General features: G+C 40.8%; 34 protein-coding genes and 2 riboswitches. Of the genes, 19 read left to right on the forward strand and 15 right to left on the reverse strand.

Annotated elements, in window-relative coordinates; translation table 11 throughout:
* Together ACFX4I_RS24750 and ACFX4I_RS24755 are read left to right on the forward strand one after the other, a co-directional pair.
* A partial coding sequence (locus ACFX4I_RS24750; RefSeq protein WP_377423737.1) for a hypothetical protein occupies positions 1-194 on the forward strand: 194 nt, incomplete at its 5' end.
* Positions 130-360: a hypothetical protein gene (locus tag ACFX4I_RS24755; protein WP_377423739.1), complete on the forward strand. Its 231-nt coding sequence runs from the start codon at positions 130-132 to the stop codon at positions 358-360. The genes ACFX4I_RS24750 and ACFX4I_RS24755, both read left to right, overlap by 65 nt.
* 48 nt (positions 361-408) lie before the next feature.
* On the opposite strand, the gene ACFX4I_RS24760 is transcribed toward ACFX4I_RS24755, so the two are convergent.
* Positions 409-558, reverse strand: a complete 150-nt coding sequence (locus tag ACFX4I_RS24760; protein ID WP_283932067.1) for a hypothetical protein — start codon at positions 556-558, stop codon at positions 409-411.
* 20 nt (positions 559-578) lie between these two features.
* Positions 579-1,121: a VUT family protein gene (locus ACFX4I_RS24765; RefSeq protein WP_377423742.1), complete on the reverse strand. Its 543-nt coding sequence runs from the start codon at positions 1,119-1,121 to the stop codon at positions 579-581.
* Between the two features lie 50 nt (positions 1,122-1,171).
* A riboswitch (PreQ1 riboswitch) is annotated at positions 1,172-1,214 on the reverse strand.
* Positions 1,215-1,399: 185 nt separating this feature from the next.
* On the opposite strand from ACFX4I_RS24765, the gene ACFX4I_RS24770 reads away from it, so the two are divergent.
* Both ACFX4I_RS24770 and ACFX4I_RS24775 read left to right on the forward strand, forming a co-directional pair.
* A complete protein-coding gene (locus ACFX4I_RS24770) occupies positions 1,400-1,873 on the forward strand; it encodes an SRPBCC family protein (RefSeq protein WP_377423744.1) in 474 nt (157 codons plus the stop codon).
* Between the two features lie 47 nt (positions 1,874-1,920).
* Positions 1,921-2,361 carry an SRPBCC family protein gene (locus tag ACFX4I_RS24775; protein ID WP_283932069.1) on the forward strand — a complete coding sequence of 147 codons (441 nt, stop codon included), beginning with the start codon at positions 1,921-1,923 and terminating at the stop codon, positions 2,359-2,361.
* Positions 2,362-2,575: 214 nt separating this feature from the next.
* Here ACFX4I_RS24775 and ACFX4I_RS24780 read toward each other — a convergent pair whose 3' ends face one another.
* On the reverse strand, positions 2,576-3,547 hold the full coding sequence (locus tag ACFX4I_RS24780) for an HD domain-containing protein (protein WP_377423747.1): 972 nt from the start codon (positions 3,545-3,547) through the stop codon (positions 2,576-2,578).
* A gap of 46 nt (positions 3,548-3,593) precedes the next feature.
* The gene (locus ACFX4I_RS24785) at positions 3,594-3,878 is read right to left on the reverse strand and encodes a hypothetical protein (RefSeq protein WP_377423750.1); all 285 of its coding nucleotides are present in this window, start codon (positions 3,876-3,878) and stop codon (positions 3,594-3,596) included.
* Positions 3,879-4,250: 372 nt separating this feature from the next.
* On the opposite strand from ACFX4I_RS24785, the gene ACFX4I_RS24790 reads away from it, so the two are divergent.
* Both ACFX4I_RS24790 and ACFX4I_RS24795 read left to right on the forward strand, forming a co-directional pair.
* Positions 4,251-4,820, forward strand: a complete 570-nt coding sequence (locus ACFX4I_RS24790) for a TetR/AcrR family transcriptional regulator (RefSeq protein ID WP_230300754.1) — start codon at positions 4,251-4,253, stop codon at positions 4,818-4,820.
* A gap of 54 nt (positions 4,821-4,874) precedes the next feature.
* On the forward strand, positions 4,875-5,222 hold the full coding sequence (locus ACFX4I_RS24795; RefSeq protein WP_377423753.1) for a DUF4260 domain-containing protein: 348 nt from the start codon (positions 4,875-4,877) through the stop codon (positions 5,220-5,222).
* Positions 5,223-5,276: 54 nt separating this feature from the next.
* Here the strand turns inward: ACFX4I_RS24795 and queE are convergent, their stop codons facing one another.
* The 3 genes from queE to queC are packed head-to-tail and all read right to left on the reverse strand — an operon-like array spanning position 5,277 to position 7,133.
* Entirely contained in the window at positions 5,277-6,005 is a 729-nt protein-coding gene (queE, locus tag ACFX4I_RS24800) for a 7-carboxy-7-deazaguanine synthase QueE (RefSeq protein ID WP_230300756.1), read from the reverse strand.
* Positions 5,998-6,468, reverse strand: coding sequence for a 6-carboxytetrahydropterin synthase QueD (gene queD, locus ACFX4I_RS24805; protein WP_076366231.1), 471 nt, complete (start codon positions 6,466-6,468; stop codon positions 5,998-6,000). Before queD ends, queE begins: the two co-directional genes overlap by 8 nt.
* The gene (gene queC / locus ACFX4I_RS24810; RefSeq protein WP_034309401.1) at positions 6,468-7,133 is read right to left on the reverse strand and encodes a 7-cyano-7-deazaguanine synthase QueC; all 666 of its coding nucleotides are present in this window, start codon (positions 7,131-7,133) and stop codon (positions 6,468-6,470) included. The genes queD and queC overlap by 1 nt, the downstream gene beginning before the upstream one ends.
* A 55-nt stretch (positions 7,134-7,188) precedes the next feature.
* Positions 7,189-7,231, reverse strand: a riboswitch (PreQ1 riboswitch).
* Positions 7,232-7,416: 185 nt separating this feature from the next.
* On the opposite strand from queC, the gene ACFX4I_RS24815 reads away from it, so the two are divergent.
* The 9 genes from ACFX4I_RS24815 (at position 7,417) to ACFX4I_RS24855 (ending at position 16,047) form a co-directional block, all read left to right on the forward strand.
* Positions 7,417-8,226 carry a HAMP domain-containing protein gene (locus ACFX4I_RS24815; RefSeq protein WP_377423756.1) on the forward strand — a complete coding sequence of 270 codons (810 nt, stop codon included), beginning with the start codon at positions 7,417-7,419 and terminating at the stop codon, positions 8,224-8,226.
* A gap of 17 nt (positions 8,227-8,243) precedes the next feature.
* Positions 8,244-9,077 (forward strand): methyl-accepting chemotaxis protein, encoded by an 834-nt coding sequence (locus tag ACFX4I_RS24820; RefSeq protein WP_377423758.1) that lies wholly within the window; start codon positions 8,244-8,246, stop codon positions 9,075-9,077.
* Positions 9,078-9,525: 448 nt separating this feature from the next.
* Positions 9,526-9,741, forward strand: a complete 216-nt coding sequence (locus ACFX4I_RS24825) for a hypothetical protein (RefSeq protein WP_377423760.1) — start codon at positions 9,526-9,528, stop codon at positions 9,739-9,741.
* A 779-nt stretch (positions 9,742-10,520) separates the two neighbouring features.
* Positions 10,521-11,702, forward strand: a complete 1,182-nt coding sequence (gene pgsB / locus ACFX4I_RS24830) for a poly-gamma-glutamate synthase PgsB (RefSeq protein ID WP_230300760.1) — start codon at positions 10,521-10,523, stop codon at positions 11,700-11,702.
* A 15-nt stretch (positions 11,703-11,717) separates the two neighbouring features.
* Positions 11,718-12,167: a poly-gamma-glutamate biosynthesis protein PgsC gene (pgsC, locus tag ACFX4I_RS24835; RefSeq protein ID WP_061464491.1), complete on the forward strand. Its 450-nt coding sequence runs from the start codon at positions 11,718-11,720 to the stop codon at positions 12,165-12,167.
* A gap of 10 nt (positions 12,168-12,177) precedes the next feature.
* The gene (locus ACFX4I_RS24840; RefSeq protein ID WP_377423763.1) at positions 12,178-13,461 is read left to right on the forward strand and encodes a CapA family protein; all 1,284 of its coding nucleotides are present in this window, start codon (positions 12,178-12,180) and stop codon (positions 13,459-13,461) included.
* Positions 13,462-13,530: 69 nt separating this feature from the next.
* Positions 13,531-15,114, forward strand: coding sequence for a gamma-glutamyltransferase family protein (locus ACFX4I_RS24845; protein WP_377423765.1), 1,584 nt, complete (start codon positions 13,531-13,533; stop codon positions 15,112-15,114).
* Positions 15,115-15,183: 69 nt separating this feature from the next.
* Positions 15,184-15,333: a CapE family protein gene (locus tag ACFX4I_RS24850; protein WP_230300763.1), complete on the forward strand. Its 150-nt coding sequence runs from the start codon at positions 15,184-15,186 to the stop codon at positions 15,331-15,333.
* 84 nt (positions 15,334-15,417) lie between these two features.
* Positions 15,418-16,047 carry a poly-gamma-glutamate hydrolase family protein gene (locus ACFX4I_RS24855; RefSeq protein ID WP_377423768.1) on the forward strand — a complete coding sequence of 210 codons (630 nt, stop codon included), beginning with the start codon at positions 15,418-15,420 and terminating at the stop codon, positions 16,045-16,047.
* A gap of 5 nt (positions 16,048-16,052) precedes the next feature.
* On the opposite strand, the gene ACFX4I_RS24860 is transcribed toward ACFX4I_RS24855, so the two are convergent.
* Positions 16,053-17,255 carry a C40 family peptidase gene (locus ACFX4I_RS24860; protein WP_377423770.1) on the reverse strand — a complete coding sequence of 401 codons (1,203 nt, stop codon included), beginning with the start codon at positions 17,253-17,255 and terminating at the stop codon, positions 16,053-16,055.
* A 368-nt stretch (positions 17,256-17,623) separates the two neighbouring features.
* Between ACFX4I_RS24860 and ACFX4I_RS24865 the strand changes: the two genes are divergently transcribed.
* Positions 17,624-17,905 (forward strand): HesB/IscA family protein, encoded by a 282-nt coding sequence (locus ACFX4I_RS24865; protein ID WP_377423789.1) that lies wholly within the window; start codon positions 17,624-17,626, stop codon positions 17,903-17,905.
* A gap of 452 nt (positions 17,906-18,357) precedes the next feature.
* On the opposite strand, the gene ACFX4I_RS24870 is transcribed toward ACFX4I_RS24865, so the two are convergent.
* The 4 genes from ACFX4I_RS24870 to ACFX4I_RS24885 all read right to left on the reverse strand — a co-directional run bounded on the left by ACFX4I_RS24870 (position 18,358) and on the right by ACFX4I_RS24885 (position 20,474).
* The gene (locus ACFX4I_RS24870) at positions 18,358-18,630 is read right to left on the reverse strand and encodes a hypothetical protein (RefSeq protein WP_377423772.1); all 273 of its coding nucleotides are present in this window, start codon (positions 18,628-18,630) and stop codon (positions 18,358-18,360) included.
* 257 nt (positions 18,631-18,887) lie between these two features.
* Positions 18,888-19,391, reverse strand: a complete 504-nt coding sequence (locus tag ACFX4I_RS24875; RefSeq protein WP_377423774.1) for an SRPBCC family protein — start codon at positions 19,389-19,391, stop codon at positions 18,888-18,890.
* Positions 19,392-19,405: 14 nt separating this feature from the next.
* Positions 19,406-19,915, reverse strand: a complete 510-nt coding sequence (locus tag ACFX4I_RS24880) for a GNAT family N-acetyltransferase (RefSeq protein WP_377423777.1) — start codon at positions 19,913-19,915, stop codon at positions 19,406-19,408.
* A 34-nt stretch (positions 19,916-19,949) separates the two neighbouring features.
* Positions 19,950-20,474: a YfiT family bacillithiol transferase gene (locus ACFX4I_RS24885; protein ID WP_377423791.1), complete on the reverse strand. Its 525-nt coding sequence runs from the start codon at positions 20,472-20,474 to the stop codon at positions 19,950-19,952.
* Positions 20,475-20,661: 187 nt separating this feature from the next.
* Between ACFX4I_RS24885 and ACFX4I_RS24890 the strand changes: the two genes are divergently transcribed.
* The 3 genes from ACFX4I_RS24890 to ACFX4I_RS24900 are packed head-to-tail and all read left to right on the forward strand — an operon-like array spanning position 20,662 to position 24,425.
* Positions 20,662-21,816 (forward strand): endospore germination permease, encoded by a 1,155-nt coding sequence (locus ACFX4I_RS24890; RefSeq protein ID WP_377423793.1) that lies wholly within the window; start codon positions 20,662-20,664, stop codon positions 21,814-21,816.
* A complete protein-coding gene (locus ACFX4I_RS24895) occupies positions 21,791-23,275 on the forward strand; it encodes a spore germination protein (protein WP_377423779.1) in 1,485 nt (494 codons plus the stop codon). The genes ACFX4I_RS24890 and ACFX4I_RS24895 overlap by 26 nt, the downstream gene beginning before the upstream one ends.
* A 4-nt stretch (positions 23,276-23,279) precedes the next feature.
* Entirely contained in the window at positions 23,280-24,425 is a 1,146-nt protein-coding gene (locus tag ACFX4I_RS24900) for a Ger(x)C family spore germination protein (RefSeq protein WP_230300769.1), read from the forward strand.
* A gap of 20 nt (positions 24,426-24,445) precedes the next feature.
* On the opposite strand, the gene ACFX4I_RS24905 is transcribed toward ACFX4I_RS24900, so the two are convergent.
* The 3 genes from ACFX4I_RS24905 to ACFX4I_RS24915 are packed head-to-tail and all read right to left on the reverse strand — an operon-like array spanning position 24,446 to position 25,076.
* The gene (locus ACFX4I_RS24905; RefSeq protein WP_377423781.1) at positions 24,446-24,676 is read right to left on the reverse strand and encodes a hypothetical protein; all 231 of its coding nucleotides are present in this window, start codon (positions 24,674-24,676) and stop codon (positions 24,446-24,448) included.
* A 21-nt stretch (positions 24,677-24,697) separates the two neighbouring features.
* Positions 24,698-24,865 carry a hypothetical protein gene (locus tag ACFX4I_RS24910; protein WP_377423784.1) on the reverse strand — a complete coding sequence of 56 codons (168 nt, stop codon included), beginning with the start codon at positions 24,863-24,865 and terminating at the stop codon, positions 24,698-24,700.
* Complete coding sequence (locus tag ACFX4I_RS24915; protein WP_377423786.1) at positions 24,846-25,076, reverse strand: hypothetical protein; 231 nt, start codon at positions 25,074-25,076, stop codon at positions 24,846-24,848. The genes ACFX4I_RS24910 and ACFX4I_RS24915 overlap by 20 nt, the downstream gene beginning before the upstream one ends.
* Positions 25,077-25,231 lie beyond the last annotated feature (155 nt).

The raw sequence follows: 25,231 nt of genomic DNA on the forward strand, positions 1-25,231 counted from the left end.
TACTCGTGAATTCAGCACTTTTACTCGTGAATTCGTGCTGCATTCATGATTTCGCACCGTTTACTCGTGAGTTTTGCTGTTTTACTCGTGAGTTTTGGCTGTTTACTCGTGAGTTTTGCAGTTTTACTCGTGAATTCAGCACTTTTACTCGTGAATTCATACTGCATACATGGTTTCGCACCGTTTACTCGTGAGTTTTGCTGTTTTACTCGTGAGTGTTGGCTGTTTACTCGTGAGTTTTGCAGTTTTACTCGTGAGTTTTGGCTGTTTACTCGTGAGTTTTGGCTGTTTACTCGTGAGTTTAGAGCAAATACTCGTGAATTCAGCACTTTTACTCGTGAATTCGTGCTGCATTCATGATTTCGCACCGTTTACTCGCGAGTTACTCCGTTCACGCAAAAAAAGGACCTAATTAGGTCCTTTTTTGTCTAGTCCTTTATGCTTGCGATAATTGGCGCAGGAGAGCTTCATACATTGCCCTTGAACATGCGGGCCATATTTTTCACGAAAGGCCTCGAGGCAATAGCATTTATCTTCTTCTTTTTTGGTTCCATCCATCGAATGCATCCCTCCTAGCTTTAACTGGAGATTACACGTTTCTCCAATTCTACGTTGATTCGTCCCAACAGTACGGCACCAATGGACTGAATGATCGTTTTAACGATGATTTGGCCGATGACCGCAGCGGGTACTGCTTCCCATGGCAATATATTGGCACCTAATGGACTTAGGCCAATTACGACAAATATCACCGAATCGAAAAATCCTCCAACGATTCCGCTGTAAAACACCCTCCAACTCATCGGGAGTTTTAAACGGGTATAAATTTCCGTATCCGCTGTTTCTGCGACCACGAACGATATTGCGGAAGCAAATACGATCAATAACGTATCGCCTAATAAGAATGATACACACGCAGATAAAATAAGTGCAGTGACGATACATATATAGGTCTTCGCGCGGCCGAATTTATTCTGGACCAGATCTCGAAAGATGAAGGTTCCCCCAATGAGCAATGTACCCATCGGAATGATGAACATGCCAAAATGCAATGGCTCAAATGCTGCTGTAACCACATTCGCCGTGATGATGGATACTAAATACAATAAAATTCTTAACATTTCTTAATTCTCCTTATACAGAAAAAACAGCGCCCTAAGAAAGAGCACTGTTCTCCTTAGTTTTTTTGAGAGGGTAGCTAGAACCTCTTCCGCCCGAGCGGATTATCATTTTCCTTATTTATCGTAGCTTGAAAGCGATTGGAAATCAAGAAGTTTCCATATTGTCGATTTTTATCGCAGAAAACTGCTTGACCGACTGTATATGAAAAGCCGACAATGATTGATAGAATAATTTTACGATCTTGATATGAGGTATAAACGCGAGGAGGAAGAAGATAATGAAAAAACCATCGTTTGTTCATGTTATTTATATCGCGACCACACCTGAAAAGCTTTGGGAAGCCCTGACGAGCGGTGAAGTCACGAAGATGTACCATTTTGGATGCCAAGTCCAGTCTGACTGGCAAGAAGGCTCAAGCGTTAAATATTTGCTGGAAGATGGGCGTATTACTGATCATGGTAAAGTACTCAAGTGTGAGCCGCTGCACCTGCTCTCTTTTACATGGAACATGGCAGGAGATGAAACACCTCGCGAGCAGCCTACTTGTGTCACTTTTATACTGCAGCCTATGGATGATTCGACTGTGAAGTTAACGCTTAGGCATGAGGAGCTTTTGGAGACGGATTTCGTATATGATGATAATACCTTTAAGGGCTTGAATAATGGATGGCCAGCGATTCTGAGTAACCTGAAGAGCTTGCTTGAAACTGGACGGACCCTGCCGCCAATATCAGTAGATCGGGATAATTAAGTGGTAGTGGAAAACTATAAAGACACAAAGAAAGAGAGTTGATAGTGATGGATACGCAAATAATCACGAAATTTAAAATAGACAAACCAACCAATGAAGTGTTTGAAGCCATAGCGGACCCAGAAAGAATCGGGAATTTCTGGTTCTCCTCGAGTTCTGAAAGATGGGAACAAGGCAGGACGCTTACATTGAGATATAACGAATACGATGCTGAAGTGGTTATTAATGTATTGGAAGTCGAGGAAAATAGGAAAATCGTGTTCTCATGGGGAGGAAATGATCAAGAAACGATTGTTACAATTACACTAAAAGAGTTGGATAAAATGAGTACAATTATTGAAGTGAATGAATCAGGTTTGAAAGAGGACGACCCCGAATTGATAAATAAAATGATAGGACAAAAAGAAGGTTGGGTTTATACATTAACATGTTTAAAGGGTTATTTAGAAAATGGGGTTAATACTTTGAGAGCATCAATAATATTTTAATTCTTAAAGGCTGCTGGTTCAGATGTAGAAAGATCACTAAAAATGCAGTTGGGCGTGCCTAACTCCCAGCACAATGGTGGTACTTAAGATTTTTAAGCATGTTGTGTCCCTTTAATAAGTCTTACCTTCTTTCCTAATTCTGCATTTGTTAATCAAACTCAAGGATGCATATCACCCTTGAGTTTTTTACTTTCCGTATGGTTTGACATGAAATTCAATCGGAAATCACTTTTAGATATATGCCCTTCGAAGCTTTTTTATAGGCTTCAATTCCCATTTTCTTGACTTTTTCTGATAAACTGGATGCTCTTAATAATTGGGTTCCTTGAATAACGAAAGGATCAATGAGGCGCACTTTATTTTTCCGATGTAAATCGTATTCCAATTGATCTTCTTTCACCTTTACGTTACCATGGATCCGTTTTAACAGATTTTGCACTTCATGGTCTTCAGTGGAGCTTAACAAGGACATGACTTCTTCATCTGTACCGAGTAAGTCATCAAGGCTGATCAGGTTTTTAGCCAAAGCCAATTTTAAGGTCTTTGCCAATACATCATAGCCATATATATTAAGTGGGTTCATGAAAAAATCAATAACTTCGCTGTAATACGTTTTCACAAACCATTCCGCCGATTCAATATTATCCAGATACATCCTTCCATTTATTATGATGACATGGTCTAAAAAGTCTTGAACGGATTCCAGTGTGATATGTCCATATTGATACATATCCCGGAGAGTATAATCTACCCGATCGGCGCATAACTCAGGTGCTGGCTGTTCAAGCAATTCCCATTTTGATTGAACAATGACTTCACAATCATATCCATACTTCTTCAGTATAAATGGGATTTCGGATTCCATAATGACATGATCATATATCTTTTCATGATAATCTTCATCCTTACAATCCAGAACGAAATCAATAACATGTGAGAATGCAGTGTGGGATACGTCATGCAGCAAGCCCGCGATTTGTTCCTCCAATGAACCTCCAAGCGCTTTAATTAAAAGCATCACACCAAGTGAATGGTCAAATCGTGTAACATCCCACTTCTCATTAACTAAATAACTTGCCCCGCCTTGATGTATCCCCTTCAACCTTTGGACGGGTTTGCTTAGAATCAGCTCTTCCAGAACCCCCTCTACAATGTGTTTCCCATAGATACTATCCAAAACTATCAATAACTGCCGCCTCCCCCATTCGTTTACTCATTACAGGTAGGTGATCTCACTGATTTTTTTCTGTAAAAATTATTTCCCCCTTTTCATTTTGTTCATATTGCTTTTTTGCCAATTTTATTATTTCTTCTTCATCATTCAAATCGATATCACCTGGATCGACCTCATCAATTCCTTCTATCGTTATCATTTCATTTATTATTACCTGATCTGGTTGATTCACTTTAAAAATTTCTTCTACAGGTTTTGTTTTATCTTTATACGGTTTAGTGAATAAAAAAAGGCCGGTCAAGACTATGATAATTGATCCCAAAATACCGAATTTCTTTTTCATTTATTCATCCCCTCCAACGCTCTATCAATACCCTCATGATACCATATTAGGGTATTAATGGTACTAAAATACATCAAGTGCATATATAGTTGGTTCCTTTTTTCTGTTACTCTGATTTCACCTTTAAAAATAGCTGTAAATTCAAATATCATTGAGTTGCTATGGGTTAGAAAACACCTGGTTGCCGGGAATATTCCATAGGCAATATTCTGCATCCTCTCCTTTGCAACATAGGTGAAATTCCAGTTCATTAAATGGAAAAGTCTCCCTAAAAAAACAGTACTTTATAATATAATCTAATAATTGACATTTGCAAATCAATGAGATATCCTCCTTATTAACCAGTGGTCAATAAATAAGGAGGGTGACAAGATGTCGCCAAGGAAATCGGCAGGTAAAGAATTGTCCAGGGACATGGTCTTGAATGAAGCCAGAAACCTTTTTGCAACGTTAGGGTATTCGAATGTCTCAATGAGGCAATTGGCTAAATCATTGGATTGCAGCCATGGAGCCATTTATTATCATTTTAAAAATAAAGCAGAAATATTTTATAGTTTGGTGAAAACGGATTTTTCCGTTTTAAATACTTTAATCGATGATATCATCATGTCGGAAAATGACCCTTCTGTAAAAATGGAAAAGATTTTATTGTGCTTCTTGGAGTTCGGTTTAACCCAACAGAATCATTATTCCATCATGTTTTTATCGAAGGAAAAAGAAATTCAGCAGTTACTTCAATTCGATTCTAATAAAACATACGAAAAGCTAATCCAGTCCCTGACGGACCTAACGGACAACAAATTGAATCCTGCATCCATATGGTCGATTTTTCTTTCTCTTCACGGATTCATCACTTTTTATATTAATTCTGAACTATCTTATGAAGATGTAAAAGGCTTAGCTTATTTTCATGTAAAAAATATCATCAGAAACATCATATAATTTTTTCGAACATTATTGACCATTGGTCAAACAAACTTTTTTGGGAGGGTTAAAATGGTAAAGAAATTCCTACATATTGAAGGACCCATGGTTCTTTTAGCGGTGATTTACATCTATTCATTCTATGAATTCAGCTGGTGGATTTTCCTGTTATTGATTTTGTCTCCTGATGTTTCCATGCTGGCCTATCTGGTCAATGATCGAATTGGAGCAAAGGTTTATAACCTATTTCACACTTATACCCTGTCCATCTTCATGTTATTGCTTGCCATTTTTCTAAAGTCGGATGCATTGTTGATGATTGGTTTAATTTGGACTGCGCATATTGGAATGGATCGCTTATTTGGGTATGGCCTTAAATACACATCTTCCTTCAAAGCTACACACATTCAAAGGCTGTAATAAACTTAAAAGGCAGTGTGAATACGCCATCACACTGCCTTTTGTCACGTTTCTTTATACACCCCGCTTGTTTCCCCATATATAGGTATGCAGCTGGGGCAGCACTTTCACATCATTCAATTCATCATCTGCTATCACTTTATCTATTAACTCTTCGTACTTCTTCAAAAGACCGCTGATCAATTGACGATCATCAGCCGTCCTGCTATCGTCATTGCCGACCTGCAAATAAAAAGGAATATCCGGGTAACGCCCATGTACATGTTTGGCATATTGATAATCTTCCTCGTTAAAGACGACAATTTTCAATGAAACATGGTTTTCAGGATTTCGATTGGCAAGGTTCGAGATGATTTGGTCGAGCACCGTAAAGTCCGTGTTCATTCTAGAGCTCGGCGGCTTAGGTGAAATCGTCAGTTCATCAATATCGAGAAACCAATCCTGCCATCGGCTCCCTTGTGTTTCGACACCTATCTTCATTTTATTTTCATGTAAGATCGCTATCAAGCCGTTTAAGTTCTTCAGCAGAGCCGGGTTTCCGCCTGATATCGTCACGAAGGAAAAACCGGAACCCCCAATTCGCTTCAGCTCATCCCATATTTCTTCAGCAGTCATTTGGACGGTATCTTCCTTACCGGTGCCATCCCAAGTAAATGCGGAATCACACCAGGCACATGAATAATCGCAGCCGGCCGTCCGAACGAACATGGTTTTTTGACCAATGACCATTCCCTCACCTTGGATGGTCGGTCCGAAGATTTCCATAACCGGGAGTTTACTCACTTTCCATCCACTCCCGTCTGGCTTCGGCATAGCTTGTCGGCGTTTCGTATAGTCGAACAAATTCGACTCTAGCACCCTCATATTCTTTTAATGAAAGGGCTTCGGCCATTTTTTCATAAATCCAGACAACCATATTTTCAGCTGTTGTATTCATGAGCGGCAGGGTTTCATTCAAATAACGATGATCCAGGTGGATTTCAATTTCATTTTTCCATATATCCTTGATGTCACCGAAATCTATCATCAAACCGCGTGAATCCGTATACCCGCTCAATCCGAAAATGACCTTATATGTGTGGCCGTGCAGGTTCTTGCATTTTCCTTCATAGTCATGCAGATGGTGCGCCGCGTCAAAGGTGAATTCCTTACTCACGAGAACCCTCTTGTTTGTATACTTCAATTGGCTGCGCTGAATATCTTCATCTATTTTTTGGAGTTTATCCACTATAGTAAAACCGTACATCATGAAAGCACCTTCCGTCTGCTTACATAGTCATCCAGTCCTTTTTTCCGCAGATTACATGCCGGACAATCTCCACAGCCGTCGGAGATGATTCCGTTATAGCAAGTCAGGGTCTTTTCGCGGACAAAGTCGAATGCGCCAAGCTGATCCGCAAGCTCCCATGTTTCCTCTTTATTAAGCCACATTAGCGGCGTATCAATTACGAATGACTGGTCCATCGACAAGTTCAAGGTCACATTCAACGATTTAATGAATACATCGCGGCAGTCAGGATATCCGCTGAAATCCGTTTCACAGACACCGGTGACAATATGTTTAGCGCCAATCTGACTCGCCAGCACTCCGGCAAACGAAAGGAACAGCAAATTCCTCCCTGGTACGAACGTCGACGGCAATTCCCCTTCTTCTCCGTCCGCCACTGCAATATCACTTCTTGTCAGTGCATTCGGTGCCAGCTGGTTCAGCAGCGACATGTCAAGGATATGATGGTTCACGCCCAATTCCTTGGCAATGTTTTGAGCGCATTCGATTTCCAAGCTATGCCGCTGATTATAATCGAACGTCACCGCTTCCACTTCCTCAAATCTCTCCAATGCCCAGAACAGGCACGTCGTACTGTCCTGACCTCCGCTAAACACTACCACTGCCTTTTCTTTCTTCTTCATTTCTATAAAACTCCTTTTTACGGAAAAAAACAGCACCCTAAGAATAGAGCACTGTTTCTCCTTAGTTTTTTTGAGAGGGTAGCTAGAACCTCTTCCGCCATAACGCGGAATATTATATTTTTCCAAGTCAATAGTAACTTGAAAACGAGAAGAAATCAAGATGTTTGGATTATGGAAAATCACACCTAACGGAAAACTTGGTTATATTCTCATCTGCTTAAATAACCCATTATCCGTCCGATAAAATAGTGTGAATAAAATATCGATAAAGGGGTCCATTAATTTGAAAAGCATTAAAGGAAAGGTATTGGCGGCATTTTCACTCATCATATCTTTATGTGTCATCTTAGGAGCATTCAACATTTACAGCAGCAACAAGTCACTGGTATATTCCCAGGATATCATCGAAAAGGAACTTCCGCTTCTTATCCAAGATGAAAAGTTGCTATATAATCTAGCACAAAGAACTGCATTCGCCCGAGCCTATATTCTATATGGTGACGAGATTTATAAAGAAAGGTTCTTACAATATACCGAAGACAGCAAGGTCATCCAGGAGGACCTCCTCGCTTTAAGCGATTCTGATATTGTGAAGGAATTGATCGAGAAAAGCGTGGATTGGAGGACGATGATTGTAGACCGGGTATTTCCACAATATGAAAAGGGAAATGAAGAACGCGCGAAAGAGATACTCAAAAATGAAGTGGCGCCAAACAGCAATGAAGTAATGGAGGGTTTCAAGGAGCTTGCTTCGGAACGCGAGGAATTGATTGTCGCTTCAGGCGAAACCGTCATCGCAAGCGGGAAATCGGTTAAGACGACAAGTATCATCATATCCATTGCGGCAGTCCTTATCGGCCTTCTGCTGGCGCTTGTGACTGCCAATCTCATTACCACCCCCCTTCTCAAAATCAGGGACAGGATGAAATTGGTGGCTGACGGAGAGCTGAATCATGAGCCTCTGGAGCAAAAGTCATATGATGAAATGGGCGAATTAACGGTATCTGCCAACCAAATGCAGAAAAACCTTCGTGATACGATTGAAAAAATGCTCGTTGTGTCGAATCCGTTTCCAACCAAAGTGAGGATCTGACTCAAGCAGCAAATGAAGTGCAGCAGGGCAGCAAACAAATAGCGACTACGATGTATGAACTTTCGGAAGGTTCGGAGTCACAAGCCAACCGGGCAGCTGAAATGGTTCGCATGATGGATGATTTCACCGGCAGGATCGAGTTGGCCCGCCTAGAAAGTTCAACCGAAATCCTTTCCTTGACCAAGGAGGGCACCACTTTAATGCGCAGTTCGGTCCAACAAATGCAATGTATTGATGGGATTGTAAAAAATGCCGTAGAGCAAGTGAAAGGGCTTGATTCTCAATCGCAGCAAATTTCGCAGCTTGTGCAGGTCATCAAGGATATATCCAATCAAACCAATCTATTGGCGCTGAATGCAGCCATAGAAGCCGCTCGTGCTGGTGAACATGGCAAGGGCTTTGCCGTCGTCGCCAATGAAGTGCGGAAACTCGCTGAAGAGGTCGCACACTCCGTTGGGGATATCACCAATATTGTCTCCGCCATTCAAACGGATTCAAAAACAGTCGTCCACTCCCTGGAAGAGGGTTATACACAAGTGGATGAAGGCACGAAACAGATCACGCTCACAGGCCAATCCTTTGAAACAATCAATCACTCTGTCGGGAATATGGAAATGAAAATACAGCATATTACAGACGAATTGAACTATATCTCCACAAATAGCCAAAGGATCAATCAGGCTATCGAAGATATCGCAGCCGTTTCTGAAGAGTCCGCGGCTGGAATCGAACAAGTCTCCGCCTCTGCTCAGCAATCCAGCTCTTCAATGGATGAAATCACGAATCATGCCAGTGAACTTGCATCTTCGGCAGAACTGCTGACTGAACAGGTTAAGAAGTTCCAATTATGACACTAGCAATTTCCCGTCACATGCATGCGGGAAATTGCTTTTCCCTCCCATTATATGGGTTGTTTCATTTTCGTATATTCGGGGAATAAATAACTATACACAATAATAAACCATTAAAAAGCAAATCTATCAAAAGCGGCTGGAAGTGAATATTTTCCTTTATTTTCAGAATATTTAGTGTATAATTGATTTAAGGAATATTTTAACTTAAATAACCATCACTTCCAATAACCGCTACTAAAAATCTCGACATTTCCTTTCAACACCATGCACGGGCACTTATACTCAGTAAGGATCCATTGCATGCTTTCTCTCGAATCAAATCGTTCACAACTTTATTCACACAAAAACACGATTTCCACTCCAAATCTGTAAAAAAAGGTTAAATTTCACTAATGTTATGTTACTATTAAACTAAGACCTTTTAACCCCATAAGGAGGAATTCATATGAAACGTTTTTTCAAATTCATAACTGATTTTAACGAAAGAAAAGCACTGGAACGGGAAACCGAAGAATTCTTTCGCAAAGAATACGAAAATTATATGAAGATGAATCCTGACAATCAAAGAAAAAGAAGGAGATTAGCTCCTAGATTTTATGTGATTGATGGCGGTAAAAAGGAGTCCAACCTTGAGATTTCTGACAGAAAGAAATCCAGTTAACCAGATTCCTTCCATAATAAGCTGCCAATGCTGTAGCTCAAGACCCACAAACGTTAAATCTCCATGATATACGGAGATTCGTGACCATTCCATTCATTAACAATATATAAACCGAAAGCTCAGATATGCTTCTGAGCTTTTTTTATTTTGCATTCTTCTATAAACACTATATCTATAGAAGAAACTAGGTATTTTTAAAAAAAATGGATTAACTTTAGTTTATTTCATGTTTCAGGTAAAAGAGCAATTATAGACCCATGGGTATTCCCGAGGAAAATACTAAAAAAAAGAGATGTGTTCTTTTACTCATCTTTGTCCAAATTCAAAAGAGTTCAACTAATTGAGTCATTAGATACAAACTCTTATATTGAATGACAAATGCATAAATATTGTTACATTTATGTCGAATAATGGGTATAAACAATTATTAAACTGTAATAAACGTCACTTTTAAAAACAAATTATTATTCAAATACAGCCAATAAGAATCAGGTTCAAATGCTCATGAAACGACTTTGATTCTGTCCAAAATGGGGCTTTATTAAACTTTCCATAATTTAGTGTAAATAAACCTGGGATTCCCTCGATTCCCAGCCATACCTTTGTACTCATAAAACAATTTATTCCATTAGATACTATTACACTCCAATATACATTTATTTGAAAAAGCTGATAATAACTATATTACGATAGAATAATTGACTCTTGCCTATTAAGTTTAAAATCATGTAGTGTGTATTCAGTAATTCAAATATTTGAAAAAAAGAGAGGTTAAAAAAATGGCACCAATATTTATTTGTGCGATCTTTTTGCTTGGTTATGGCATTTTTGAACAAAAACGCCATCAGAAGCGTCTCGACTCCATCCCGGTACGTGTGAATGTGAATGGGATTCGAGGGAAATCGACTGTAACGCGTCTAATTACAGGTGTGATCCAGGAAGCTAAGTACAAAACAGTAGGTAAAACAACCGGAACATCAGCAAGAATGATCTATTGGTTTACCGATAAGGAAAAACCGATTGTACGCCGCCCGGAAGGACCTAACATAGGAGAACAGCGGCGTGTAGTCAAAGAAGTTGCCGATTTGGGCACGGAAGCACTGGTTTGTGAATGTATGGCCGTACAGCCTGACTATCAATTAATCTTCCAAAATAAAATGATCCAAGCAAACATCGGGGTCATCGTGAATGTATTGGAAGACCATATGGATGTCATGGGGCCTACAATGGATGAGGTTGCAGAAGCATTCACTGCTACCATACCCTATAATGGTCACTTAATAACCATCGAAAGTGAATATTTGGACTTTTTCAAAAAAATTGCCAAAGAACGCAACACCAAAGTGATCGTTGCAGACAATTCGAGAATTTCGGAAGATTTTCTACGCGAATTCGACTATATGGTATTTCCTGATAATGCATCACTGGCCTTGGCCGTTGCGGAAGCTTTGGGCATTGATGAAAAAACAGCTTTTCGCGGAATGTTGAATGCGCATCCCGATCCAGGGGCCATGCGGATTACCCGGTTTGGAGATCCAATCCAGCCAACTTTCTTTGTAAATGGCTTTGCAGCAAACGACGCGGCATCGACGCTGAACATCTGGGATCGTGTCAAAACGTTCGGATACAGCTCAGAACCTCCTATCGTCATCATGAATTGCCGGGCTGACCGTGTGGACCGTACCGAGCAGTTCGCAAGAGATGTATTGCCGTACATAAAATCTGAAATCGTCATTGCCATTGGTGAAACCACATCACCAATCACGAAGGTATTCGAGCAAGGTCAATTGGATACAAAAGAATATTGGGATTTAGAAAACTGGTCAACTGAAGAAATCGTGGCCCGCCTCCGCCCCTTGATGAAAAATCGCATCGTCTACGGTGTCGGGAATATTCACGGTGCAGCGGAACCATTAATTGAAGCATTCATGAAATCTAAAACAAAGCAAAAAGCAAGTTAAGTAGGAGGAACCTTAATGTTTGGATCGGATTTATATGTAGCCCTAGTACTGGGAGTAACGCTTAGCCTTATATTTTCAGAAAAGACGGGTGTCGTACCCGCAGGACTTATTGTGCCAGGTTATTTGGCATTAGTATTTGATCAATGGGAAATCATGCTGGTCATCTTGGTCATTAGTGTCGTAACTTATTTAATCGTCACTCACGGCCTTTCAAGATGGGTGATTTTATATGGAAGAAGAAAATTCGCAGCCATGATGGTGACCGGGATTTGCCTGAAACTCCTATTGGACATGGTCTACCCCGTCATGCCATTTGAAATATTCGAGTTTCGGGGAATCGGTATAATCGTACCCGGATTGATAGCGAATACCATTCAAAGACAAGGAATGCCATTGACACTTGGCAGCACGCTTTTATTATCCGGCTTAACTTTCGGTTTAATGAACGTGTACTACCTATTCTGAGGTGCAAAAAATGAAACGGACTTTAAATGCAAAAGAAAAAACACTTATCTTTATTAAACGTACGAAGAAACAGAATCTTAAATACACTGGAATCATACTACCTATATTACTAATCGCTTTAGTCATTACCACTTGGATGGGACGGGCTGAAGAAGTGAAAACACCTGCTTCAAAAACTGATCAACCATTGACGATGACAATGGTCGGTGATGTGATGATGGGACGTAATGTTGAAGAAGTGACGGAAAAGCACGGGTATGATTACCTCTTCCGTTATATGAAACCCTATTTTGCCGCTTCAGACTATGTCAGTGGGAATTATGAACATCCCGTTTTAAAAGAAGAGGCATCCAACTACAAGGAAGCAGACACGGCCATCAGGTTAAACTCCAATGCTAGCAGTGTGGAAGCAGTTAAAGATGCTGGCTTCTCAGTAATGAATTTGGCCAATAACCATATGATGGACTATGAAGAACAAGGACTTCTTGATACGATTGATGAATTCAAAAGTGCGGATATGCACTATGTCGGTGTTGGATCGAACACTGCCGAAGCTAAAAATAGCATCGACTATGCGGATGTTAATGGCGTCCGTGTCGCAACACTTGGCTTTACAGATGTTTACGGTAAGGATGCCGTGCCAAAAAGTAATAAAGCCGGGATATTGAACACCAACCCTGATTTATTATTTGAAATGATTGAAAAAGCAAAGGATGCCAAGCAAGGCAACGCAGACTTGGTTGTGGTGAATGTTCACTGGGGAATAGAGTATTCAACATCTACAACCGCTCGTCAAAAAGACTTGGCTAAAGCAATAATCGATGCGGGAGCTGATATCATCATCGGCCATCACCCCCATGTGCTTCAATCGTTTGATGTGTATAAAGATGGAGTCATTTTCTATAGCTTAGGAAACTTCATATTCGATCAAGGCTGGACACGCACGAAGGATTCAGCAATGGTTCAATACCATTTAGCGGAAGACGGAAAAGCTACGGTCGATGTCGTTCCACTGCAAATTGAAGAAGCAACACCAAGGCCAGCTACCTCTTCAATCGACAAATCACGTGTTTACCGTCAGTTGACGAAGGAAACAAGTGAAAAAGCCCAATGGTCGAAAAAAGAGGATCACATCGAGATTACCATGGATCACAAGAAGGTAATCGATCATAAGGCACAACGTGAGCAAGAAGAAAAAGAAGCAAAAGCAGCGAAAGAAGCAAAGGAAAAGAAAGCTGCACAAGAGAAAAAGGCAGTACAAGCTATACAACAGGACATACAGCCCATTCAGTAAGGATCGATTGGATACTACTATGTGAAAAGAGAAACAACTTGGAAGCTCAACGAGAAGGGGGAATAATCGATGATTAACCGTATGACGAGAAAAGTGCTCATTTCCATTAGCATGCTCATATATATTGCTGGATGTTCGAAGACACCCCCCATTTCTGACACGAATGATCCGATAGAGAGTAAAACGGAACAATCATATGGGGTCAGTTCTTCAAACCCAATCGCAATAGATGTCGGGATGGATATATTAAAAAATGGTGGAACCGCGGCGGATGCCGCCATTGCGGTATCCTATGTATTAGGTGTAGTTGAACCTTATGGATCTGGCGTGGGTGGCGGCGGAGGTATGCTGATTGCACCGGAATCCGGCGAACCCAATTTTATCGATTATCGTGAATCCTCTCCGGAAGACCCAAGTTCAAGACACAATATAGGGATTCCTGGCTTAGTGGCCGGCATGCAGGTTATAAGTGATAAGTATGGGAGCGTACCAATGGCTGATCTTCTTCAGCCGGCGATCGACTTGGCTGAAGGCGGGTTTGAAGTGGATGAGAATTTATCATCGCGCTTAGCCGCAGCTCAGCCAAGGATATCTTCCGATGGGACATCCTTGTTTTATCCTGATGGCGATGCCATTGAACCAGGCAAAACCCTTGTCCAAGAAAGACTTGCTGAAACATTGAAGCAGATTCAAAAGGAAGGTCCTGATGGTTTTTATAAAGGGGAAATTGCACGGGATATTAAAAGGGAAACAGATATCGACTTGATGGATTTAAAGCGCTATGAGGTGAAAGAACGTAAGCCGGTCCAAGGAACATTTGCCGGTTATGATGCTTTTACCGCCCCTCCGCCCTTTTCCGGGATTACCGTTCTTGAAATGTTAAAGCTCGCCGAGGAAATGAACCTCGGTGATTCTTCAAGCAAATCAGCTTATATGAAGGTCTTGGGGGGCATTACAAATACCGCTTATCAAGATCGGTCCGCCAATATTGGAGATGGAATAAGTCACTCTAAGGCGGAAAAATTGCTCTCCCCCATTCACTTGGACAATCTTAAAAATAAGATCAAAAGTGAAAAATGGGAAGATAAAGAATCGAATGGTTCCGAAGAACATGAAAGTACGACACACTTTGTGATCATGGACAAGTATGGCACTGTCGTTTCCGCAACAAATACGCTCAGTAACTTTTTCGGATCTGGTGATTATACGAATGGATTTTTCCTTAACGATCAATTGAAAAATTTCCGGTCCGGCTTGAACGCCCAAGAGGCATATAAACGGTCAAGAACGTTCACCGCTCCTACCATTCTCAAGAAACCAGGGCAGGAATCGATCGGGATTGGCTCACCAGGCGGCGATAGGATTCCTCAAGTATTGATGCAGGTCCTTTATTCTTATACAGAGAATGAAGGCTCATTTCAGGATATCATCGACCGTAATCGGTTCGTCTATGATGGAAAGAAGATTTATACGGAATCCAGGCTTTCGAATGAAATAATATCGGACTTGGAAGATTCAGGATATGAAGTCATCCAGAAGATTTCCCCCATGTATTACGGCGGGGTTCAAGTACTCGTTAAAAACGAGAAAAATGGACAAGTATCCGGAGCTGGGGATAAAAGAAGAAATGGAAGCTGGAAAGCCCGGCAATAATAGGGCAATCCAGCCCCTCCTTTTCTAAATATCATATGAATTTTAGCGAAGTATAAGGGGACTTAGAATATGAATATCGTAAAAAAAATAACAAGCTGGGTTATACCCGTTTTTCTAATAGCAGCCCTGCTTGTGACCATGAATATCTTTAAACAGACAGAAACTTTAACACCCGAAGAGCAAAAGAAAATAGAACAGTATACGACTGTCGAAGAATAAAAAAAGCTGGGGCATCCCCGCTTTTTTTATTTTGCCGTCAACGGATATAGAAGATTAAATACCTACAAGATACGGAGGATAACCATGAATGAAAATAGCTATACCGATTTTATTGAACTGCAGCAAAATGAACAAGAAGAACTCGATTACCGCATCATCGTTCATCACAGGAATCCTGATATCGCAATTCTAGCCATACACGGCGGGAACATCGAACCGGGAACTAGCGAGATTGCAGCCGCACTTGGAGAGAGACTTTATGCAAGCACCTATCTATTCGAAGGTCTTAAACCAAGGGGGAACCAGGTCCTCCATATAACATCCTGCTTGTTCAATGAACCGGGCGGCGTTTCAATGGCAGCGAACGCTCAGACCACCCTTTCGATCCATGGCCACTACGACGTACATAATGCACTGGTTTACATTGGCGGAAGGAACGAACCCTATAAGAACCTTATTCAGCAATGCCTCAACAAAGCTGGATTTCAAACTGATCATGCACCGCAGCTCCTTTCAGGCATGAAAGGAAACAATATCACCAACTCATCCAAGACGGGTGCAGGCGTGCAATTGGAACTTTCCACGAAGCTTAGAAAAAGCTTTTTCAAAGGTGATGACTTTACTAGTAAGAACAGGGTTAATCCATGTAATCTTTTTAAAAAGTTCGTTACTGCCATTGAAAAAGCGACTCTAGCATATAAAGAGATTGTATGATCTTCTTAATCGATGAGGCTTTCAGCTTGACCGAAGCTTTCGAATTTCTCGGCAAAATAACCTGACGAAAGATTGGAGATATGAACGCCGGTGTTTTCCGTTGTATTGAGAAAACGGCCATCACCTAAATATATGCCTACATGGGTCACACCTAGCCTTGTTCCTGTGTCGCTAAAAAATACTAAATCACCTGCCTTTGGATTTTCGATTTTGGGCACCAATGAGAAGTAATCCGCTGCGGAATCTCGTTTTACTGAAAGGCCCTGCTCCTTCATGACCCAATAAATGAATCCGCTGCAATCCATTCCGATCATCGGATCTTCTCCCCCGAAAACATAGGTGAATCCGCGTAAAGTATATGCATACTTGATGACATCATATGCTTTATCATATGCAGCCTCCTGGTTTACATAAAACGGATATAACGGGTTGCTGTATAGTTGAAGATACTGCCCTTGCATCAACTCATCCGTACTTAACGCGTTACGACTTTTGATCGTACTCATGGAAATGCTGTAATTCTCCGATATGCTTTTAAGCGTTTCTCCCGTTTGGACGATATGCTCTCCTTTAGGCGTGTATGTTTTGTACGCCACTTGGTATTTTGCAAAGTAATCTTCTTTAGTGGACCTCACCTGAACCGTTTCTGCACCATATCCAGAATTGACAAATTGGTTTTCGCCGACATAAATACCCGCAGTCACGACTTTTAAACTGTCTTTTTCCAGAAAGAATATAATATCCCCAGTTTTCGGAGTGGCTGTATCCATCCCTTGCTTATAAAAACCATCTACCGTCAAACGGTCGACCGGCACATTTTGCTGGGAAAGCACCCAATGAATCAATCCGCTCGAATCAAACCCTTTTTCAGGCGTCTCCTCTCCTGCTGTCTTTTTAAACCCTATAAAAGATTTCGCATAGTTTGCAATTTTTTTTCCTCTCTCCGACCATTGATAGTTGGAAGGAGTATACGCCGTTTGAATGATTGTTAACTTTTGGCCCGCAAATAACTTATCATCCGGTAAACCATTCGTTTTCATTAATTGCTCAGCCGATATATCATATGTCTTGGCAATCGATTTTACCGTTTCGCCAGAGATTACAGTATGCACAGGATCTGCAGCCTCGGCCTTTAAGCCTGGCAAAAAAGTGAAACTAACCATGAATACCAATGTTAGTATCATACAGCTTATTTTTCCATTAAACATTTTAACCCTTCCTTTATACGCTGAAATATTTTTAAATTTACGATGTTCAAGTAAATCCCATCATATGAATCTTCTATCCTATCATCCACCCAAGCGAATGCGCCTTAATGCTCATCACAACAATATTACGGGCGAACCTAATGAGACCCTTAACCTATTTTTTGCAAAAAAATCAATAGTCGGATTCAATAAAACACCCCCACCCGAGATAAGTTGGAAACGAAGAAGAATTCCTAGAGGATTTTATTTTTTTATGCAGAATGGGTAAAGTTAGATTAGAAGAATCCCGTTCATGATAAAGCCGTGCATCTACGGCTTGCCCTATTTATGAAGTGGATAACGATGTAGGAGTGAACATTTTGATAAAAATGACAGAGAAAGCCCGGCAGGCAATTAAAGATATGCAGCATAGTTTGGGAGGGGAAACGTATTTGAGGTTTGGCATAAACAGACCTTGCTGTAACCAGATGAACTATACATTAAGCTTGGCAATCTCTAAAAAGGAGCATGAGGAAATACTCGTTTTACATGATATAAAAATGTTGATCGATCCATCGGACTCCCATTTTACAGATCAAACGGAAATTGATTACGAAGGCGAAGGATTTTTGATCAGGAATCCGAATCCGTTGGTATCACCCATCATCTAGCAGAAGAAAATAAGGGGAAAGCTTAAATGGCCTTCCCCTCGTTTCTATGAAACTATGGCATGTACACCGTTTTATAATTGCAAGCTTCAAAAAAAACATTTTTCCCATTGGCTGTCGTTAACTTATCTATCTCTGTACTCGGATTAAATCTTGGACATGCAGCAATGGAAAATGAAAAATGGTAAAGAGTGATGCGGCTGCATTCCTGGGTGGAGCAGTGTTACCAACGTCGTTAATGGTATGACAACAAAAAAACTCTACATGTCCGATTCCTATATATTATTCCCCTTTGTAAAAAAAGAGTGGATACTTGACCCGCCCCTCTAAATTGTACTTTTGTACTTCTAGTGAGCCTCGTTCAACGAATCAGGGTTTAGTCCCTGCAGAATCAACAAAAAAGGGGAAACCACTTAGTGGCCTCCCCTTTTGCAACGGTTATGTTTTCCATTCCTCTAATTCTTTATCTGGAATTCCCCGAGCGTGTGCTCCAAATCAGTTATTAACGGTGTAAGCTGCTGTGTATATTGAGCAAGTTCATTGGATGCAGCGGCTTGTTCCTCCATCGATGATGCAATTTCTTCTGATGAAGCCGTCGTTTGCTGTGATACGGCTGTGATTTCTTCTATCACTTTAATTACCATTTCTTTTTGTTGATTGATGCTTTCAATGGATCTTGTTTCTTCCTGAATCGGTGACATCGGAAATGGTTTTTGATTTTTCCACAAGTCGTAAGCTCATGCCGGTGACTGCAGCGAACGCCATTTCAAGTTTATGTAGACAGACTATTCCCATTTATTTACCCTGCGGACATGCAGAGCCCTTGAACGTATTCATTTAACGGTTCAAAGATTGGAAACGCAGTCTGATAAATGTCACAAGGAAAACCTCCATTTCTTAATAGTTACAGTCATCTCAACATGACAGCAACTGGAATAATCAACAAAAAACTTCCTTCATATCAGTAGCATCACTTCGGTTTTATTTATTCACGTGCATTCCATTCATCCATCAAGTCGTTCGACGGCGCCGTATATTCCTTATGCCATATTTCCCATTCATCCATCGGGAAGTCCTGATGATGACCATCAAGTAAATCACTTAACATTTCGAGGCAAACATGCCAGCCTGCCAAATCCTTTGATGTATGATCATTAACCGGCGTGATGGATTCTTTCAATACTAATGAGCATCCATCCTTTTCAGGGGATACCTCGAAACGAACCCAACCGTCACCCCAATCAAAATCTAAAACGGCACATTCCCGGAAATCCCTTATTTTCATATCAAAAGATTCCCCTGACCCATCATTGAAATTGAATTTAATGGTCCCGTCTTTTCGAAGGTCCTTCATTTCCAGGTTGGACATCCACTTTTCCACCTTATCATTCTCCGTTAAAGCACTCCATACCTTTTCCACTGAATGACTGAGCAGGCGATCGAATCTTGCAATAATCCCGTTACCTTCTTTTTCGATTACAGCTTGCATATACATTCCCCCATTCAATTCGTTTTTTTATAATAAAAAATGGTTGGATGGAATTCACCATTTGCAGATTTCGCATAATCAGGAATCCTGCCTGCCTGAATATATCCCAATGAAGTATACAGGGAGTTAGAAGGATCTCCTTCCCTTGTATCCAGGACCAATAGTGTCCGTCCCTCCTGCTTGGCCCTCTTCTCAGCCTCTAGCATGAGTGAACGTCCTATGCCATTTCGTCTATAACCAGGATGCGTCATTAATTTTGCGATTTCCGCACGATGGCCGCCGTTTTGCTTTGAACATAAATGTAACTGTACGCTCCCGACGATCTCACCCTGTAATTTAGCGACAAACAGAATCACATCAGGATTTAGGGCACCACCCCAGTAATCAATGGCCTCAGACCGTTTCATGGGAGGTAAAAAACCAATGGACGCGCCATCTTCCACCACCTGCATCAAAAGGTCCGAAAGTTCATTAATGTGGTCGCGGAGTGATGTTAATTGTTCGATTTTCAACTCAGCATTCAAAGTAATCACAACCTTTCAGGTGATACAATCATATTCACCATCCCTGGCGCTTTGATAAAGAAGTAATATGAGCCAGATGATGGCGTCCGTGCCATGCATAAATGCCTATATTTTCACCGACTGTCACCTCTCCTGAATCAGGATGGATGAATGTTCGGCCCATGTCGTCTGCATGAAGACCCGATAAAAGTTTGCACATCCGGATATGTACACTTTCGATTAGTGATAGAGAAACTTCAATCGGCAAATCATAATCAGGCAGCTCTGCCCATTGCGCCTCCTCGTACGGTTTAATGACCGGACTTTCTTCCGTAAGGGCCAATTTGAAGCGAATATACGCATTCATATGACTATCGGCAACATGATGCACCACTTGACGCACCGTCCATCCTCCAGGCCGATAAGCCGTATCAAGCTGTTCATCATTCATGTTACATACCGCTTCCCGCAGCATCCGAGGCAAAGCTTCAATCTCGTTGATCCACCCCTTTGCTACATCACTTGTAAATTCCCCGTCAAACTGAAACTTTCCAACCGGGTATCTTAAATCCAACTTCATTCCCCCTTGATGTTCAATAAAAATAGCATCCAGTATATATTCTATATTCTTTATTAATTGAGACAAATCCTTTTTACCGGCAATTCTTTGTTTGGCAAGCCTGCTCATGCTTTCATTAATCCTCAGGAATATTAATCCAATCATTATCACGTATACAATTTCCACATTTAGCAACCATAACAAAAGAATGGCATGTGCATCAATCCACTCTTTAAACAATGGAAATGGGGATAGGATCATCTTGAAGAAAATCAGTTCGATACAAACCCTTAGCATCTTCTTTTTATCAATCGGCCTTCTTAATCACGTTATTATGATCCCTTTCCTTCTATCCACCGGCGGAAGGGATTCTTGGTTTTTTTCTATCCTTATTATTGGATTGATACCGATTTGGGTCTACATATTATCGAGGATAATCAAGAATATGAATAATCAATCCCTTACGGATTGGCTTGAATATAGATTTGGAAATCATATTAAAAATATCGTACTATTCTTTATCGTGATTTATCTGATCAGCCTAGTATTGGCAACAACCAAGGAAACGATTGATTGGATCACGACGAGCTTTCTATTTGAAACCCCAAGTTTAGCCATTATCATTCCGTTTACGCTGCTATGCATCTTCCTTGCCCATTCAGGTATGCGCTCCATCGCCATTTGCTCTTCTGTATTATTGCCAATAGTCATCATTCTTGGCATTTTCGTTGCGACCGGAAATATACCGACTAAAGACTATAGCCACCTCCTTCCCCTTTTCGAGAATGGTTATTTTCATGGCGTTAAGGCCTTGCAGTATTCTGGTTATGGTCTTGTCGAACTGATTTTAATCGCTTTTTTTCAGGAAAAGCTTTCTGATAAGATCAGTCGGAAAGTATTGGTTTTCTTATGTATCGGTTTATTGTTTCTACTTATGGGCCCATTAACAGCAGCACTCGCTGAATTCGGCCCGACCTTAGCCGAAGCCTTGAGGTACCCTGCCTATGAACAGTGGCGGCTGCTGACTATTGGAAAATATATCGAACATACAGATTTCTTTTCCATTTATCAATGGCTTGCTGGTGCCTATATCCGTGTTTCACTGGCCTTATTCTTAATAACGGAAGTCTTTAATAGGAAAACGGAAAAAATAAAGGTCGGAATTCTTTTCGCTGTCGGCTTTCTCATGGTCGGGATCTCCATCGTCCCATTCAGTAATTTCAAGTTTTTGCATGTAAGTCAGACATTCTACTATCCTGGCGCTTTTTATTTCCTGTTACTTTTGTCCGCCTTTTTGTTTATCGGCACGTTCATTAGATCTAAGGAGGGTAAACGACATGAGAATGAAACGATCCAAAAATGAGCCAACCCTGCCTGCATTAAAGGAGGAGACATTTCGGGAGTTATTCAGTTCAAGCTCGGATATCATATTTGACACGATTTATATCGGAGAAACCGAAAGACCCATTCCTGTCCTTATCTTTTATTGCTCGGGTATGGCCGATATCAGTTTACTGAACGAGGGGATTTTGGAAAAGTTAAACAAAATGATGGAATTGGATGAGAGAATCGATGAAGAAGAGGCAATCAACAAGCTAAAACCATTGATAGATTTGAAGAAAGTGACGATTGATAGTGAATTCAATAGCGTCCAACAGCTGATTTTCTCCGGGAATGCCTTATTATTCATTCCATCAACCCAAAAGTTATTTTCAATAAATTTGTCCAATGTTCCGAACAGGCAGCCTGAGGAGTCTTCCTTCGAGGTATCTGTAAGAGGACCAAGAGATGGATTTGTCGAGGATTTATCCATGAATACCGCTTTAATCAGAAAGCGGCTAAAAACAAAATCGCTTGCCTATGAAGACTTTATCGTCGGCAGGCGCAGTCAAACGAAAGTCGCACTGATGTACATGGATGACATCATCAATAAAGAACTGGTCAAAAATGTGAGGTCCAAGATTAACTCCATTGATATTGATATATTGGTGAGCAGCCAGCAATTGGAGGAATTGATATCAAATAGTAAATATAGTATATTTCCACTCACTCATTATACAAGTCGCCCTGATTTTGTAGTGGAAGCACTCAATCAAGGAAGATTCATTCTAATCGTGGACGGAATGCCAACCATAATCGTGGCTCCTTCTACATTATTATTGCAAATAAAAACCGCAGAAGATTCGAATCTTCCTTATCTATTTGTAAGTCTTGAGCGACTGCTTCGCTTCATGGGGCTTTGCATTACCGTTTTATTGCCGGGGTTTTGGATATCCATTTCAGCTTTCAATATTGAACAGGTGCCGTTTCCGTTATTGGCCACCATCACCCTTTCAAGGCTTGGACTTCCCTTATCAGCAACAATGGAATTCATTCTCATGCTCATTTTGTTTGAATTATTCCGAGAATCCGGAGTCAGGTTACCTAAAGCGGTTGGGCAGACAGTTGCCGTTGTAGGCGGCCTCATTGTCGGTGATGCCGCGATAAGGGCAGGACTGACCTCACAAACCATGCTTGTGGTTACTGCCGTAACCTCTGTGGCATCTTATACTCTTGTAAACCAATCTTTAACAGGTGCCGTAACGATTCTGCGTATGTTTGTGCTGTTGCTAAGCTGCATTTATGGAATCTACGGCACGATAATCGGTTTCCTTTCCATTGTCACTTTACTATCCAGGCTTGATTCATTCGGGGTTTCATATATTGGCGGAATAAACCCACCAAGATTCACTAAACTACTGGATTCATTCATAATGAGGCCATGGAATTCCCTGAGCAAACGATCCTTGGCTGCTAATGATAAGACCAGAAAGGGGCAGTAAGACCATGTTCCGCATCTGCAAAATATTATTAACCATCCCTTTAATACTCTTACTTTCAGGCTGCTGGGATGAAAAAACGATCCAGGACTTTCATTATATAACGGCCATCGGGATAGATTTCAAAGATGGGGAATACATTGTTTATACGCAACTTGTGGACTTCTCTGCGGTTGCAAAAACGGAGGCAAAACCCACTCAAGCCCCGCCCGTATATGTCGGAAAACAAAAAGGCAGTTCCATCTCAATCGCTGTAAATAAACTAATGCACAATACTCAACAGTCCCTCTATATAGGGCATGTTTCCACATTTGTCATCAGTGAAAATGTTTTGAAGCAGCAAAGTACAGAAATAGTGGATTATATATACAGAAACCAATTACTTAGGTACTCAGCCAATATCTTTGCCACAAAAAGTTCCATGGATGAGCTATTCTCCATTAATGGTTATTTTAATTTATCGCCTTTATACACGACATTATATTTACCAGAGGATGTCTACCGGAACAGATCATTCATCCAACCCATTACGGTCCAAAGGTATTATTCCAATCAGCGGGAAAAAGCATCCACAACCATCCTACCCTCCATTTCCTGGAACGATAAAGTATGGAAAGAAAAAGATAAAAAAAGAAAAAGTCTCTTTATGGATGGTGCATTTGTCATTTATTATAAAGTGTCCCAGCCATGGTTCTCTGAAACGGAACTGAGCGGCATACGCTGGCTCACTAAAAGGACCAATAAAACTCCCGTAAACATTAACATGAATAAGCAAGACATCTATGCATCTTTCTCCCATCCGCATCATCAAGTAAAGCCTGTTCTCAAGGATGGAAAGTACAAATTCGATATTGACGTTGACGTCTCAGGTAAAATTCTAGGGCTTGATACCCAAATGGATATTGATAAAATAAAACGAAAATTCGAAAGCCAAATAAAAAAAGAAATTCAATCAACATTCATGACAGGGATTCAAAAGAACGCAGACCCTTTAAGCTTAGGTAAAATCCTTTATATCAAAGAGACAAAATACTGGCAAAAAAATCATATAAAAGAGCCGAAGGATTACTTAGATAAGGATTCACTACATGATATAAACGTAAAGGTACACATCCTTAACACAGGCGGTTTAGAGGCTAAACCACTCGAGTAATGAAGGATTTGGTTTGTGATTTAAGTGGCTAATTTGAAGATGCTCCTTTCACGAGTGAATCGGCCAAATTCACGAGTATTTGCTCCAAACTCACGAGTAAATCGGCTTAATTCACGAGTATTTGCTCTCATTTCACGAGTAAATTGCACAAACTCACGAGTAAACGCTCTAAACTCACGAGTAATGCTCCTTTCACGAGTAAATCGGCCAAACTCACGAGTATTTGCTCCAAACTCACGAGTAAATTGCACAAACTCACGAGTAAACGCTTATCATTCACGAGTTTTCTGCTGCATTCGACGAGTAATGCTCCACTCACGAGTAAATCGGCCAAACTCACGAGTATTTGCTCCCATTTCACGAGTAAATCGGCCAAATTCACGAGTATTTGCTCCCATTTCACGAGTAAATTGCACAAACTCACGAGTAACGCTTATCATTCACGAGTTTGCTGCTGCATTCGACGAGTAATGCTCCACTCACGAGTAAATTGCCCGAATTCACGAGTATTTGCTCCCATTTCACGAGTAAATCGCCCAAACTCACGAGTATTTGCTCCCATTTCACGAGTAAATCGACCAAATTCACGAGTATTTGCTCCAAACTCACGAGTAAATTGCACAAACTCACGAGTAAACGCTTATAATTCACGAGTTTGCTGCTGCATTCGACGAGTAATGCTCACTTACGAGTAAATCGGCTTAATTCACGAGTTTGCTGCTGCATTCGACGAGTAAATCGACCAAATTCACGAGTATTTGCTCCAAACTCACGAGTAAATTGCACAAACTCACGAGTAAACGCTT

It is taken from the genome of Peribacillus sp. YIM B13472 (genome assembly GCF_042788005.1).
Classification (GTDB): domain Bacteria; phylum Bacillota; class Bacilli; order Bacillales; family DSM-1321; genus Peribacillus; species Peribacillus simplex_E.